Source organism: Nocardia sp. NPDC050175 (genome assembly GCF_044459885.1).
In the GTDB taxonomy this organism is placed as follows: domain Bacteria; phylum Actinomycetota; class Actinomycetes; order Mycobacteriales; family Mycobacteriaceae; genus Nocardia.
The window spans coordinates 1-13,275 of sequence record NZ_JBITJI010000009.1; the positions used below are offsets into that span (position 1 = coordinate 1).

The 13,275-nt window shown below is 66.4% G+C and carries 13 protein-coding genes; 6 read left to right on the forward strand and 7 right to left on the reverse strand.

The features are described 5' to 3' along the window. Positions 1–938 precede the first annotated feature (938 nt). From ACIBK2_RS28625 to ACIBK2_RS28640, 4 genes are all read right to left on the reverse strand, one after another. Positions 939–1,571: a class I SAM-dependent methyltransferase gene (locus ACIBK2_RS28625; protein ID WP_396971528.1), complete on the reverse strand. Its 633-nt coding sequence runs from the start codon at positions 1,569–1,571 to the stop codon at positions 939–941. Positions 1,572–1,645: 74 nt separating this feature from the next. Beyond that, a complete protein-coding gene (locus tag ACIBK2_RS28630) occupies positions 1,646–2,896 on the reverse strand; it encodes a saccharopine dehydrogenase family protein (RefSeq protein WP_396971530.1) in 1,251 nt (416 codons plus the stop codon). Positions 2,897–2,914: 18 nt separating this feature from the next. After that, the gene (locus ACIBK2_RS28635) at positions 2,915–4,351 is read right to left on the reverse strand and encodes an ABC1 kinase family protein (protein ID WP_396971532.1); all 1,437 of its coding nucleotides are present in this window, start codon (positions 4,349–4,351) and stop codon (positions 2,915–2,917) included. A 154-nt stretch (positions 4,352–4,505) separates the two neighbouring features. Next, complete coding sequence (locus ACIBK2_RS28640) at positions 4,506–5,189, reverse strand: TetR/AcrR family transcriptional regulator (RefSeq protein WP_396971534.1); 684 nt, start codon at positions 5,187–5,189, stop codon at positions 4,506–4,508. Positions 5,190–5,425: 236 nt separating this feature from the next. Between ACIBK2_RS28640 and ACIBK2_RS28645 the strand changes: the two genes are divergently transcribed. The 5 genes from ACIBK2_RS28645 (at position 5,426) to ACIBK2_RS28665 (ending at position 9,629) form a co-directional block, all read left to right on the forward strand. Next, on the forward strand, positions 5,426–6,763 hold the full coding sequence (locus tag ACIBK2_RS28645) for a DUF445 family protein (protein ID WP_357385364.1): 1,338 nt from the start codon (positions 5,426–5,428) through the stop codon (positions 6,761–6,763). 104 nt (positions 6,764–6,867) lie between these two features. Further along, the gene (locus ACIBK2_RS28650; RefSeq protein WP_357385366.1) at positions 6,868–7,371 is read left to right on the forward strand and encodes a helix-turn-helix transcriptional regulator; all 504 of its coding nucleotides are present in this window, start codon (positions 6,868–6,870) and stop codon (positions 7,369–7,371) included. After that, positions 7,368–8,033 (forward strand): heparin-binding hemagglutinin, encoded by a 666-nt coding sequence (locus ACIBK2_RS28655; RefSeq protein WP_396971536.1) that lies wholly within the window; start codon positions 7,368–7,370, stop codon positions 8,031–8,033. The genes ACIBK2_RS28650 and ACIBK2_RS28655 overlap by 4 nt, the downstream gene beginning before the upstream one ends. A 129-nt stretch (positions 8,034–8,162) precedes the next feature. Further along, positions 8,163–8,453 carry a DUF2516 family protein gene (locus ACIBK2_RS28660; protein ID WP_396971970.1) on the forward strand — a complete coding sequence of 97 codons (291 nt, stop codon included), beginning with the start codon at positions 8,163–8,165 and terminating at the stop codon, positions 8,451–8,453. Positions 8,454–8,591: 138 nt separating this feature from the next. Further along, positions 8,592–9,629 carry an alpha/beta fold hydrolase gene (locus ACIBK2_RS28665; protein WP_396971537.1) on the forward strand — a complete coding sequence of 346 codons (1,038 nt, stop codon included), beginning with the start codon at positions 8,592–8,594 and terminating at the stop codon, positions 9,627–9,629. A 73-nt stretch (positions 9,630–9,702) separates the two neighbouring features. Here the strand turns inward: ACIBK2_RS28665 and purU are convergent, their stop codons facing one another. Both purU and ACIBK2_RS28675 read right to left on the reverse strand, forming a co-directional pair. Then, positions 9,703–10,593 (reverse strand): formyltetrahydrofolate deformylase, encoded by an 891-nt coding sequence (gene purU / locus ACIBK2_RS28670; RefSeq protein WP_396971539.1) that lies wholly within the window; start codon positions 10,591–10,593, stop codon positions 9,703–9,705. Between the two features lie 418 nt (positions 10,594–11,011). Then, positions 11,012–11,572: a GNAT family N-acetyltransferase gene (locus ACIBK2_RS28675; RefSeq protein WP_396971541.1), complete on the reverse strand. Its 561-nt coding sequence runs from the start codon at positions 11,570–11,572 to the stop codon at positions 11,012–11,014. 158 nt (positions 11,573–11,730) lie between these two features. Between ACIBK2_RS28675 and deoC the strand changes: the two genes are divergently transcribed. Further along, a complete protein-coding gene (deoC, locus tag ACIBK2_RS28680; RefSeq protein WP_396971543.1) occupies positions 11,731–12,399 on the forward strand; it encodes a deoxyribose-phosphate aldolase in 669 nt (222 codons plus the stop codon). Positions 12,400–12,479: 80 nt separating this feature from the next. Here the strand turns inward: deoC and ACIBK2_RS28685 are convergent, their stop codons facing one another. After that, positions 12,480–13,211, reverse strand: a complete 732-nt coding sequence (locus ACIBK2_RS28685; RefSeq protein ID WP_396971545.1) for a DUF2993 domain-containing protein — start codon at positions 13,209–13,211, stop codon at positions 12,480–12,482. Between the last annotated feature and the right edge of the window lie 64 nt (positions 13,212–13,275).

The window sequence follows — 13,275 nt, forward strand, 5'->3', positions numbered from 1 at the left end:
TGCGCACTCTCTCGGGACCTGCACTGGGGCGAATGCCGAGAAAGAGTGCGGATCCGCAATCGAACCGGGAACACACCCCGCCACGAGCGCCCAGCACCCCACCCCACCAAGCCGAACCCAGAATCTTCGGACTCTCTCGGGACCTGCACTGGGGCGAATTCCGAGAAAGAGTGCGGATCCGCAATCGAACCGGGAACGCACCCCGCCACGAGCGCCCAGCACCCCACCCCACCAACCCGAACCCGGAATCTGCGCACTCTCTCGGGACCTGCACTGGCTTTAGGGCCCTATTCCGAGTGCCGATCCCGAGTCAGAGTGCAGATCCTGGCAACACCGGTCGGGGAGCACCTCGCGGGTCTGATCGACCATCGAAACCGTCGCCGATCACCCCCGCTCTTGTCTAAAGCGCTTGTGACGTAACCACAGCCAGATGACCACCTCACCAACGCGACATCGTGCACCTGACGTGCACCTAAAGCCGGGTACGGCAGGCGACGTGCCCAGCACTACTCACGGGAAAATGTGGATAGGTCTTCAGCTTCTATGGGCTGTCCACCTTTGGAGTCCTGAGAAGCACTTGCCCGGATAGGTGCACTATTCCGGGGGTCTGTGGGTGTACTGGTCCGAGATCGTGTACGGAGAGATCTCCGGTGGTGTGCTGTCCCAGAGGTTTTCGACTGGTTCATCGGATGACCGGAGTAGTGCTGAGCACGTCAGGTGGGGTACCCGACCTTCTCTTCCGTAACTTGTGATGGGCAGCGTGTGTGTTCCAGCGTGAGGACTGGCTGTGGTCCGGTTGAAAGAGGCTGGGGAAATCGAGGCGAGTCAAATGGTCGTTGGGTGTCATCGAGGCGAGTCAAATGGTTGCTGTTGAAGATCAACAAGCGACCATATGACTCGACTCGACTCGATGTTGGGGCCGGGGAGTTGGCCCGGACCTACTCCGGGCGGGTGGCGCTGACGTACTGGAGTAGGCGGTGCACGTTTTGTTCGATGTCGATCAGACCCGCTTCGGCGAAGAGGGTGGGGAAGGTGCTGGTGTCGAAGACGCGTAGGCCGCTCCAGCCGCCGACGACGCGGCTGACGTCGCCGAATGGGTTGTCGGCGCGGTGGCTGGTGGTGATGGCGATGCGGCCGCCCGGTGCGAGTACGCGGAGCATTTCGCGGGTGGCGGCTAGTGGGTCGGGGATGAGGTAGAGGGCGCCGAAGCAGCAGACGGCGTCGAAGGTGGCGTCCGCGAACGGGAGGACGCGGGCGTCGCCGCGCAGGTAGCCGACGCGTGGGCCCGTGTTGTCGGCGATGGCGCGGGCGAGCATCGGTTCGGAGTAGTCGAGGCCGATGGCGAAGCCGTCGCCGGTCAGTGCGGTGCTCAGGTGCCGGGTGAAATTGCCGGGGCCGCAAGCGATGTCGAGCACCTTCTGGGCGCCACCGAGGCGCAGCGTGCTGACGGCATCGTGGCGATCCGACTCCGTGGTGCGCCCGCTGGCGAGGTAGAACAGCGCGGGTCGCCACGCTCGCTCGTATACCGCGGCCAGCGCGGGATGGTTCATGGTGCGTCGCGCCAGGTTCATCGGGGCTCCTCGTCGTTCACCGCGAGCGGGCGGGTTCGGCGACTCACACCGAAACCCGCCCGCCGCATCGTCTTTCAGGCCCGCGCGACCTCGATGGTCATCCCCGCCGCCCGCAGCCGCTCGGTGAGCGCATCGCCCATCGCCGCTCCGGGGGTGAGGATGCCCGCCAGCTCGGGCTGCTTGTCGGTGTCGAAGGCCAGCGACAGCCCGCTCTCGCCGAGCAGCACCGCGGTCGCCTTGTAGCCGGGGTCGCCCTGACCTGAGAAGGTCGCCACGTACTTGGCGCCCGACGAGGTGCGGGTGAACGTCTTCATGGCGAACCACCCACTGTCGCGGGTCTTTTCGTTCGGTCCGGTGCCCGGCTTCGGCAGCACCCGGTCGAGCAGCTTGCGGCCGACGGCCACCCGGGACAGCACCGCGCCCGTCGCCATCCCCGCGACCAGACCGCCGGCGATACCCGCGGCCACCAGCGGCGCGGCGGGCGACTTGCCCGCGCTCATCACCTCGCGGTAGCGGAAGTTCTTGCCGTACACCCAGCCGAGCAGGCCGTTGGTCCGGCGCACGATCTTGGTGTTGTGCTGCGCCATGACGAACGTGCTCACCCAGCCGTCCAGGCTCGGGTCGATGGTGTTGGCGCGCGACAACGCCTGGTCCGATTGGCGGCCGACATCCGGATCCATCGACCGGTCCGGGCTCAGCGAATACGGGTGCGACAGAACAGATCCCCGGCTCGGATCGGCGGCGATCGCCTCCATCATCGCCCGGCCCGAGTCGATGGTGCCGCCGCTGACGCCACCCTTGAGCGACGCGACCAGCGTGGTCTCCTCCAGCTCGCCGGTGTTGTCCTCGAGCGAACGCTTGTACAGCTGGTACACGCTCAGATCCGACGGAATCGAGTCGTACCCAGCGGAATTCACGATCTTGGCACCGGTCTGCACGGCCTGCTCGTGATACTGATCGATCGCGTCGCGGATGAACAGCGGCTCACCGGTGAGGTCGGCGTAGTGCGTGCCCGCCTTCGCACAGGCGGCGACCAGCGGCAAACCATAACGCAGGTACGGGCCGACCGTGGTGACCACGACCTTGGTTCGCGCGGCCAACGCGGCGAGCGCGGCATCGTCGGTGGAATCGGCCACCACCAGTCCCCACTTCGCGGCAGCCGGACCGAGCTCGGCGCGCACCGTGGTGAGCTTGTCCAGCGAGCGCCCGGCCAGCGCGATCCGCGCCGACTCCGGCGCGGCGGTGAGCAGGTACTGCGCGGTCAGCTTGCCTACGAAACCCGTTGCGCCGAAAAGAATGAGGTCGAATTCGCGATTGTCTGCCATGGTCTTCCGTTTCTGCGGTTACGCATCGGGGCTTGATTTGGGGACTTTCTTGGCCCGGGTGCGCGGCTTCTTCGGCGCGACCGGCGGGTGCTCGGCCAGCCACGCGTGGTGTGTCTTTCCGAGTTCGGTGACGGGCGGCTCGCCGTAGATCCATTCGCGGGAGATCTGATGCCAGTTCGCGGTGCAGCCGAGCTGACCGAGCATGCCGAAGGTCAGGAAGTCGGCGCGGCGGGAGAACAGATGCTCCGGCGGCAGATTCTGCTGTTTCATGCCGGCGAACTCGCTGGCCCTCGGGTCCACCGCGAGCAGGAACGCGCCGCTGGCCAGCTCCGGGGTGATCGTCAAATCCTCGTCGATCAAACACCATTCGGACGCGGCGAGCACGTATTCCAGGCACTCCTCGGCGCCGATCTCCTCCGGCGAGTCGATCACGCCACGCTGGATCATCAACTCCCGCAGGTCTTCGGCCCGGTCCTCGGCGGCCGCGCGCAGGCAGGTCAGCTCGAACTGGACGTGGTCGGGATCCATCCGGTTGAACAGCCCGAAGTCGAGGAAGGCGACCTTGTCGTCGTCGGCGAGCAGCACATTTCCCGGATGCGGGTCGCCGCAGAATTCGTTGAAGGTGAACAGCGAACCGACGTAGAAGCGGTAGATGATTTCGCCGATCCGGTCGCGCTCGGCGTCGGGCAGCTGCCGGATATCCTCGAATCCCTTGCCTGCCACGTATTCGCTGACGAGCACCCTGGTGGTGCTGAGCTCCGGCATCGAGCGCGGCACCACGATGAACGGATGCCCGGCGTAGAGCTCGGCGATCTGTAGCTGGGTGTTCGCCTCGGCCTGGTAGTCGAGTTCGCTTTCCATATTGAGCCGCAGCTCGTCGAGCACGGCGGGGGTCACCCACGGCATCGCCGATTGCAGCACCCGGCGAAACATGGCCAGGTTCTTCAGGTCCGCGCGCACCGCGGCGTCGATGCCCGGGTACTGCACCTTGACCGCGACCTGCCTGCCGTCGTGCAGCGTGGCCCGATAGACCTGCCCGATGGAGGCGGCCGCGATCGGCTCGGCCTCGAACTCGGCGAAGATCGCGCTGAGCGGCTGGCCGAAATCGTCCTCGATCACCTGGCGCATCGACTCGAACGACACCGACGGTGCGGCGTTGCGCAACACGGCGAGTCGCTTCTGGAACCGTTCCCGATGGGCCTCCGGCACCAGGTCCATGTCCAGCACGGACATCATCTGCCCGAGCTTCATGGCCACGCCCTTCATGGTGCCGAGCACCATCACCACCTGCTCGGTGGTGCGAATCATGGACTCCTCGGCCATTTTCGCGCGGACGGCCTCGGAGCGGCCCCGCATCGACAGCCGAGCGCGTTGCGTGCGGATAACCGAGCCGGCTGCGACGGCACCGAGCTTGGTGCCACGAGCAAGCCGAGAGGTCGGTACTTGCTTCGCCATCGAGGTACCTCCATTGGTGCCAGTGCGCGGGGCGGTGACGCAGCCCACTGGGCGCACCGCTCGGGTTCAGAGTAGCCAACCTCGCGGCAAAGTCGAGCCCCTCGTCACACTTTTGCTAGCACCCCAGCTAGCACCCCTGGAGTCGGGCGATTGATCAGTTCGCCGAGTTCGCACCGGGTGACGGCAGCACGTGCGGCTGCGCGTTGAATACCTCGGCGGAGCCGTTGGCACGCGCCATCCCGTCGATCGCGCTCCACGTCATCATGGTCAGGTAGTCGATCACTTCTTCGCGCGACATCGTCTTGTTGGTGGTCCACCAGTGCGTGGCCAGTTGAATGCCGCCGACCAGCACATAGGACCAGAGCATCGCGCCCTCGGTCTGGATGCCCTTTGCCGTCGCGCGGTCGATGATGACCGCGGCCACCACCTCGGCGAAGAGCTTCTCGAATTCGGCGAGCGAGGACTGATCGGCCGAGCCGTTGCCCATGATGAAGCGGTAGACCTCGGGGTCCTCGTCGACCGTGCCGACATACTCGGCGAGCGCGGAACGGACCAGTTGATACTCGTCCGCGTCCAGGCTGATCGCGCCGTAGACCCGTGGCATCAGGGTGGTCTCGATGAACCGCTGCATGGTCGCGTGGACCAGGTCGTTCTTATCGGAGAAGTACCGGTAGAGGACGGTTTTGGAGACGCCGATCTCGGCGGCGATCTCATCCATCCCGGCGTTGGAGCCGCGGACTCGGACAGCGGCAAGAGTGCCGTCGACGAGTTCCTCGCGGCGGTCGATCTTGTGCTGGCGCCAACGGCGTTTGCGGCCATCCTGTCGGCCGGTGCGCACCGCCGCCGGTCGGTCGGCGAGCTCGCCGACATCGACAAGGTCATCGGTGGACAGCGTGGGCTCCCTTGTTCGTCGGTTTCTCCTCGGACCCCCAGCTTAGGTCCCTGTCACTGGTGATATGCGCGTTTGGGCAGGGATGCGACGGGTTGCACATCTTCGGCTGGAGCGCTTGCGAGCGCGAATGCGCGAGGCCGCCCTGCGGCGGGCAAGGCACCTGGCACAGCAGAATGGGAGACATGGAGAAAGCCCCCGGCACCATCGCGGTCTTGGAAACGCCCCCGGCGCCCGGTGCGGCCGCGCCGTTCGGCTTCGCCGCCGTCCTCGACGAGGAGAGCAAGCGACGCGACCTCTGGCGGATGAAGGCGCTGGCCACCGGGCTGCTCGCGGTGGCGACGGCGATCTATCTGTTCTGTCGCTGGCTGGAATCGCGAGGCAGCGGCGGTGGCTGGGTGGACTATGTGCGCGCGGCGTCGGAGGCGGGCATGGTCGGCGCGCTGGCCGACTGGTTCGCCGTCACCGCGCTGTTCCGGCATCCGCTCGGCCTGCCCATTCCGCACACCGCGATCATCCGCAAGAAGAAAGATCAGCTCGGCGAGAGCCTCGGCACCTTCGTCGGCACCAACTTCCTTGCCCCCGAGGTGGTTTCGGCGAAGGTGACGTCTGCACAGATCTCCTGGCGCGTCGGCAAGTGGATGGCCGATCCCGGTCATGCCGCGCGGGTGGCCGAGGAGAGTTCGACGCTGCTGCGCGCGGTGGTCGACGTGCTGCGCGACGAGGACGTCGAGCAGATCATCGACCAGACGATCGTCAGGCGGATCGCCGAACCGCTCTGGGGTCCGCCGATCGGCCGGGTGCTCTCGGAATTGCTCGCCGACAACCGGCAACTCGTGCTGCTGGACCTGCTCGCCGAGCGGGCGCATCAGTGGGCGTTGGGTTCGCAGGAGACGATCGACCGAATCGTCTTGCGTGATGCACCGCAATGGGCCCCGAAATTCGTCAACATTTTGCTTTCCGAACGGATCTATCGCGAGCTGGTCGAGTTCACCTGGAAGGTGCGGTCCAACCCCGAGCACGAGGTGCGGCTGGCGGCGAATCGCTTTCTCGAGGAATTCGCCGACGATCTGCAGCACGACGACGCGATGATCAAGAAGGCCGAGCGGATCAAGGCGCAGATCATGGGCCGCGACGAAATCACCGGGATGGCCGAGGCGACCTGGCGGGCGGCCAAGCGATTGATCTTGGAATCGGCCGACGATCCGAACAGCACATTGCGGCGTAAGGTCGGCGAGAACGTGCAGCAACTCGGTGAGCGGTTGCGCGACGACGCCGATATGCGCGCGAAGGTGGACGGCTGGATCGACCGGGGGGCAAGGTATCTCGTCGGCAACTACGCCGGGGAGATCAGCACGCTGGTCACCGATACGGTTGCCAGGTGGGATGCGGACGAGGCAAGCAAGAAGATCGAATTGCAGGTTGGGCGTGATCTGCAATTCATCCGCATCAATGGAACGGTCGTCGGTTCGCTTGCGGGCCTGGTGATTTACACAGTTTCGCAGCTGATGTTCGGTGGCTGAGACATAGCGCGCCGGATGTTTGCCGAGAGGGTGCTAGCAGACTGCTTGCAATAGTTAGCACCCTGCCCTAGAATTGAACTCGTACAACCGCCAGAAGGTGAGTGATGGCAGACCAGCCCGAGGTTTCCGCCGAGTACACCGATAGTTCGGCCGAGCAATCGGCCGGCGTCGGAGAAAAAGCGGCCCGCGTGGTAAACGCGGCGCACGACATCGGCGGCTTCATCAGGGCACAGCGAGAGGCCGCGCAAGTCTCGCTGCGTCAGCTCGCCACCCTTGCGGGAGTGAGTAATCCGTACCTCAGCCAGATCGAGCGCGGATTGCGCAATCCATCCGCCGAGGTACTCGCGCAGATCGCCAAGGCACTGCGGGTGTCGTCGGAGGTGTTGTACGTCCGGGCCGGTTATCTCGAACAGCGGCCACACAGCCCGGTCCGGGATGCCCTGCTTGCCGATACGTCTGTCAGCGAACGGCAGAAGCAGGTGCTGCTCGAAATCTATGAATCGTTTCGCCGGGAAAACGGAGGGAACGAGCCAGGGGGGGATGGGGACAGCGTCGTTCCGCGCACAACAACCGAAACTCCGCCACGCCAGGAGAACGAAATACCATGACCGAGAAGACCACTCAGACCGTGACCAAGCCGATCCTCGCGACCGTCGGTGCGGGCGACGCCATCTACGCCGCCGTGACCGATGTGGTGACCCAGGTGCGTGAGCGCGCCGCCGCGACCGACGTCTCCGCCCGGGTCGAAGAGGCCCGCGAGCGCTTCGCCAACGTGCCCGCCGACGTGCAGGCCCAGTTCGAGACGCTGCGCGAGCGGCTCGCCGGACTGCCCTCGGAACTGCCGGAGGACCTCGCCGAACTGCGCGAGAAGTTCACCCCCGAGGAACTGCGCACGCTGGCCGACAAGTACTACCACCAGGTGCTCGACATCTACGCCGATCTCGCCGTGCGCGGCGAGGAGACCGTGGAGCGGCTGCGCGCCAACCACCTGGTCGAGGGGCAGCTCGAGCGCGTCGAGTCGCTGTACAAGGACGCCGCCATCCGCGCCGAGGACGTGCTGGGTCGCGTCAACGGCCTGCTCGGCCGTCCGGCCAAGGTCGAGGACGAGGCCGCCGCGCCGGTCGTCGACGCCGAGGTCGTCACGGTGACCACCGAGACCACCCCGGCCCCCGAGGCCAACGGCGCGCCCGTCGAGGAGGTCGAGCCCGTCGCCAAGAAGGCTCCGGCCAAGAAGGCGCCCGCCAAGAAGGCCGCGCCGAAGAAGGCCTGATTCCGCCGATTCGCCGCCGGTCCTGAGCGCTGATTCACCAGGGCCGCACGGCTATTGGAGCCAGCCGAGGTAACGCCCCCGCACACTCTGGTGTGCGGGGGCGTTGCTCGTATGATGGGACAGGTGAATATGGTGCACGGATTGACCGGGATGATCCTGCTCGTGCTGTGGCTGGCTGCGCTCGGCGCGACGATCTTCGCGCTGATCCATGCCGTGCGGCAGCGTCCGGACGCGTTCACCGCGGTGGACAAGCTGACCAAGCCGATCTGGCTGGCGATCCTCGGGGTCGCGGTGGTGCTGCTGCTGCTCTCGCCCGCGGGTCTCGGGCTGCTCTCGTTCGCCGCCATCATCGCGACCGGTATCTATTTGGCCGATGTACGGCCCAAGGTGGACGAGATTCAGCGCGGTCCGCGCTGGTAGAAGCATTGCGGCGGGGTGGGGTCGCGGTCCGGCGGTAGAGCTCGGACGACGAATACTCGATAACTTTTCGAGTGCTAGCACTAGCTAGCGGCGCGTATCGGAGTTACTGTATCGAGCAGTAACACAAAGGAGTGTCCGATGCGTGCCATGCTGCCGACTGCGTTGGTGAACTTCCCGGGTCAGGTTCGGGGGTTGCTCGACGCACACCGCGCGAACCTGCGGTCCCGTACCTACGCGACCGCGGCATTCAACCCACCCGCCCTCGCGCCCGAGGTGATCCCGGTGGTCACCCGCGACGGTGCCCGGCTCCGCGTGCACGCCTATGGACCTGCCGACCGGCCGGTGATCGTGCTGGTGCACGGCTGGAGCTGTTGCATCGAATACTGGAACGCCCAGATCAACGCCTTCGCCGGCGAGTATCGCGTGGTCGCTTACGACCAGCGCGGCCACGGCGAGAGCGAGCGGGGCGACAGCCCGCTGAGCATGGATCTGCTCGCCGACGATCTGGCCGCCGTGCTCGACGCGGCGCTGCGTCCCCGCCAGCGGGCCGTGCTCGTCGGCCACAGCCTCGGCGGCATGACCCTGCAGGCCTGGGCCGGGCGCTACCCCGACCGGGTCGCCAAACAGGCCCTCGCGGTGCTGCTGACCAACACCGCATCCGATCGACTGGTCTTCGAGACCACTGTGGTGCCGCTGCTGAACCGGCCGATGCGCCTGTTGGAGTTGAAGGTCCCGCTGCCGTTCCTGTTCGGCCGCCTCGGGCTCGGCGCGCCGCTGGTCTTCCCGCCCGTCGCGCCGATGCGCTGGCTGTTCGCGCGCTCGATCATGACCACCAAGGCCAAGGGCGACCTGCTCGACTTCAGCATGGCCATCGTGCGGTCGTGCCCGGCGGTGGTGCGGGCCAGGTTCGGGCGGCTGCTCGCCGACATGAATGTGGGCGAGGCGGCGCGCAACCTGGTGGTGCCCACCACGGTGATCGCCGGGTCGTTCGATGACATGACGCCCGTGGTGCATTCCGAGCGGATCGTGGAGATGCTCAGGGAGACAGGCAGTCTCGCGCGCTTCGTCAAGCTGCCGACCGGGCATCTCGGTAACACCGAGGCGTACGAGCAGTTCAACGAGGAGCTGGGCCACGTCCTCGAATCGGTGCGTCTGCGCGCCGAGATCGCGGGCTGAAGCGTCATCGAGTCGAGTCATATGGTCGCTATTGAAGATCAACTAGCGACCATATGACTCGACTCGATTGGGGTCAGGTGAACACGACCGTGCGGCGGCCGTGCACGAGGACCCGGCCTTCGAGGTGCCAGCGCAGGCCGCGGGCGAGCACCACGCGTTCGATGTCGCGGCCCTGCCGGACCATGTCGCGTACGTCGTCGGCGTGGTCGATGCGGCTCACGTCCTGCTCGATGATCGGGCCCGCGTCCAGTTCCGCCGTGACGTAGTGGCAGGTGGCGCCGATCAGCTTCACGCCGCGCGCGAAGGCCTGGTGATACGGGCGGGCGCCGACGAACGACGGCAGGAAGCTGTGGTGGATGTTGATCGCCCGGCCCGTCCAGTGCGCGCACAGTTCCGGCGGGAGCACCTGCATGAATCGGGCGAGCACCACCGCGTCCGGATTGTGCGAGTCGACCAGCGACCGGACCTCCGCGAAGGCGGGCCCGCGCTCGGCCGGGTCCTTCGGGAATCGCACATGGTGGAACTTCACGCCGTGCGCCTCGGTCATCTCGGCCAGATCGGGATGATTGCCGATCACCGCCTCGATGGTCGCGGGCAACTCGCCGCTGGCGGCACGTCCGAGTAGGTCGTGCAGGCAGTGCCCGTCCTTGCTGACCAGCAGCACCGCCTTGCGGCGTGCACCGGAATCGAGCAACTGCCATTCCGTCTCCGGCCCCAACTCGGCGGCCACCCCGGCGAAGCGGTCGCGCAGTTCCGCGAGCCCGAAAGGCACCGTCGACGCCTTGATTGCCTGGCGGGTGAAGAACCAGCCGCTGTCGGCGTCGGAGTGGTAACCCGCCTCCACGATCGAGCCGCCGAAGTCGGCGATGAACGAGGTGATCCGAGCGATGATGCCCGGACGGTCGGGACAGCCGAGCGTCAGTATGAAGCGGCGGTCGTCCAGGGCGGGTAGAGCGGAACTCATGGGCTCATCCTTGCAGGTCACCTGACGACTGATTTCGCAAGCACATGGGTAACTCGCCGGGTACCGGCTAACTCAAGCGGTGCCGGCGGCCGCCAACGCTAACTATCGTGCTACGCGAGTCTGGCCTGAAGTCCCGGAGAGGCGGAGCTGTGGATGGTCTGAAGTTTGTGCGGCACATAGACGGACTGACATACGAATTCGTGCCGGACGGATCAGCGCACGGCTACCCGTCTTTCAAACGCGTTGATCTCGACCTGTGGTGTCGGCGGCTGCCGGACTTCGGCTGGTGCGTTGTCACCGACTCCGGGACAGTGTCGAGTCGGCCGTTCGATGACGCGGGCCACGGCGACCGGCCGCCCGAGGGGACATGGGTCAGTCGCAAGGAAGATCGCTCGTATGTGTATGACCTAGTGCGCGTTTACAGCTCGTAAAACGGCTCGGGGTAACGGAATTCGCCGGTGATCCTGGCGTCGTAGGCGCTGAGCGCTCGGACTTGGAAATGCGATACCCAGGACGGGTCGTCGGGTGTGATGCCGAGGCGAGCGGCGGGGACGAAGCCGAATTGCGGGTAGTAGTCGAGATGTCCGAGCAGGCAGACCAGCGGCTCGTCGAGGGCGTCGGCGGCGCCGAGTACGGCGTGCATGAGGGCCGAGCCGACACCGGTGCGCTGATGCTCGGCGAGTACGCCGATCGGGCCGAGCGCCAGTACCGGGAACGGGCCGATGCTGGCCCTGGTCAGGCACACGTGGCCGATCACCGTCTGGTACTCCACCGCCACCATCGACAGGGTCGGGATCCAGCCAGGATCGCTGCGCAGCCGGGTGACCAGATCGGCCTCGGGCGGATCGGCGCCGTCGTCGTCGGGCGGTTCGCCGGTGAGCTCGGTGAGGTCGCCATCCGCGTGGTGTGGACCGAACGCGCTGCGATGTACGGCAGCGATCCCGGCGATGTCGTCGGCGCGTTCGCGACGGATCAGCACGGTGTCGTCTCCTCCCGAACCAAGTAGGGGCCCATCCGCACACGTTAACCAGTCGACCGCTGAGTCACTACCGGCGATCTGTCACCCGGTACGAGTGTGCGGGAAGTGTCACCAGGCGCGCAACGGAATTCGCCACAGGTATGCCAGACTCTCAGCTCATGGCAAGTTCCGCGTCACCGACCAGGGCCGAAGTGGCCGCCATGATCGATCACACACTGCTGGCGCCGGGGGCGACCCCCGACGACGTCGCCAAGCTGATCTACGAAGCCCGCGAACTGGGGGTGTTGGCGATCTGCGTGTCACCGTCGATGCTGCCCGTGCGCGCGCCCGGCCTCGTGGTCGCGACCGTCGCCGGATTCCCGTCCGGCAAACACCATTCGCTCGTCAAGGGCGCCGAGGCGCGGCTCGCGGTCGACCAGGGCGCGGCCGAGGTGGACATGGTCATCGATGTCGGCGCGGCCTTGGCCGGCGACTACAACGCGGTGCTCGCCGACATCGTGACGGTGCGCGAGGCGATCGGCGATCGGGCGGTGCTCAAGGTGATCATCGAGGCGGCCGCGCTGCCGGACGAGGCGATCGTCGAGGTCTGCCGGGTCGCCGAACGCGCGGGCGCGAATTTCGTGAAGACCTCCACCGGTTTTCATCCCGCGGGTGGGGCCAGCGTGCACGCGGTCGAGCTGATGGCCGCGACCGTCGGCGGCAGGCTCGGCGTCAAGGCGAGCGGTGGCATCCGCACCGCCGAGGCCGCGGCGGAGCTGATCGCGGCGGGGGCGACCCGGCTCGGGTTGTCCAAGTCACGCGAAGTACTCGACGGATTCCCTGCCTGACCGTTGGGCCGCAACGACTCTCGGGTCGTCGACGAACCACCCTGGCCGCCTGGCGAATTCGCCACGCGGCCGAGGGCGGGTCAGGAGCAGGTGGCGCTGGCGTTGCTCTCCGGGGCGGGCAGCTCGGTGCGGGTGCCCGCGAGCTTGACGGCGATGCCGTCGTCGGTGACCTTCACCTCGGTCGGCCGCATGTTGTACGGGTAGCTCTGCAGGCTCTTGGTGAACACCTCGACGATGCCCTGCACCAGGTCGGTGGGCAGGCCCATGCCGAGCAGCTGCGCCGACATCGTCTCCACCTCGATCGCGCCGCCCTTGATGACCGGCTGCACCTGCAACTGGGCCAGCCCGCCGAGCACGTCCAGGGTCAGCATGTTCGAGCTCGCGGACGATTTCACGCCGCTCACCAGACCGCCGAGCGTCTGCCGGATGCCGTCGTTGTTCCAGGTGACATCGGCCGAGGAACTGCCGATCACCCCGCCGCCGCGGCCGCGGTCGGTGAGCTCGACGTCATGGAACTCGGCGTGCACCACCATGCCGACCGCCGGGCCGAACTTGGTGTCGTCGCTGTCCACCTTCACCGTCGGCACCTTGCCGTCGATCGCGGTGATCAGGATTGGTCTGGCACCGAAGCTCACATCGATCTTCGAGCCCATTTCCTTCTCGAATTGCGTACTGATGCAGCGCGACACGGTGTGCCGGTAATACGCCTCGCCGCCGACCAGGGCCGTGGCGAGCAATATCGCTACCACGATCAGGGCGATCAGCAGGGCCCGCCGGTTGATCGTCATGGTGGACGGTGGCTTCGTACTCATGCGGCTGATTCTTCCCCAAGTTTCTGTGCCGTCTCTGAGGGGGCATTGAGGGGATCGAATGTGA

What these genes read in the sequence shown, in the direction of transcription:
- ACIBK2_RS28625 (WP_396971528.1), bottom strand. Translation starts at nt 1,571, where the DNA reads ATGAACCTGGCGCGACGCACCATGAACCATCCCGCGCTGGCCGCGGTA.
- ACIBK2_RS28630 (WP_396971530.1), bottom strand. Translation starts at nt 2,896, where the DNA reads ATGGCAGACAATCGCGAATTCGACCTCATTCTTTTCGGCGCAACGGGT.
- ACIBK2_RS28635 (WP_396971532.1), bottom strand. Translation starts at nt 4,351, where the DNA reads ATGGCGAAGCAAGTACCGACCTCTCGGCTTGCTCGTGGCACCAAGCTC.
- ACIBK2_RS28645 (WP_357385364.1), top strand. Translation starts at nt 5,426, where the DNA reads ATGGAGAAAGCCCCCGGCACCATCGCGGTCTTGGAAACGCCCCCGGCG.
- ACIBK2_RS28650 (WP_357385366.1), top strand. Translation starts at nt 6,868, where the DNA reads ATGGCAGACCAGCCCGAGGTTTCCGCCGAGTACACCGATAGTTCGGCC.
- ACIBK2_RS28655 (WP_396971536.1), top strand. Translation starts at nt 7,368, where the DNA reads ATGACCGAGAAGACCACTCAGACCGTGACCAAGCCGATCCTCGCGACC.
- ACIBK2_RS28660 (WP_396971970.1), top strand. Translation starts at nt 8,163, where the DNA reads ATGGTGCACGGATTGACCGGGATGATCCTGCTCGTGCTGTGGCTGGCT.
- ACIBK2_RS28665 (WP_396971537.1), top strand. Translation starts at nt 8,592, where the DNA reads ATGCGTGCCATGCTGCCGACTGCGTTGGTGAACTTCCCGGGTCAGGTT.
- purU (WP_396971539.1), bottom strand. Translation starts at nt 10,593, where the DNA reads ATGAGTTCCGCTCTACCCGCCCTGGACGACCGCCGCTTCATACTGACG.
- deoC (WP_396971543.1), top strand. Translation starts at nt 11,731, where the DNA reads ATGGCAAGTTCCGCGTCACCGACCAGGGCCGAAGTGGCCGCCATGATC.
- ACIBK2_RS28685 (WP_396971545.1), bottom strand. Translation starts at nt 13,211, where the DNA reads ATGAGTACGAAGCCACCGTCCACCATGACGATCAACCGGCGGGCCCTG.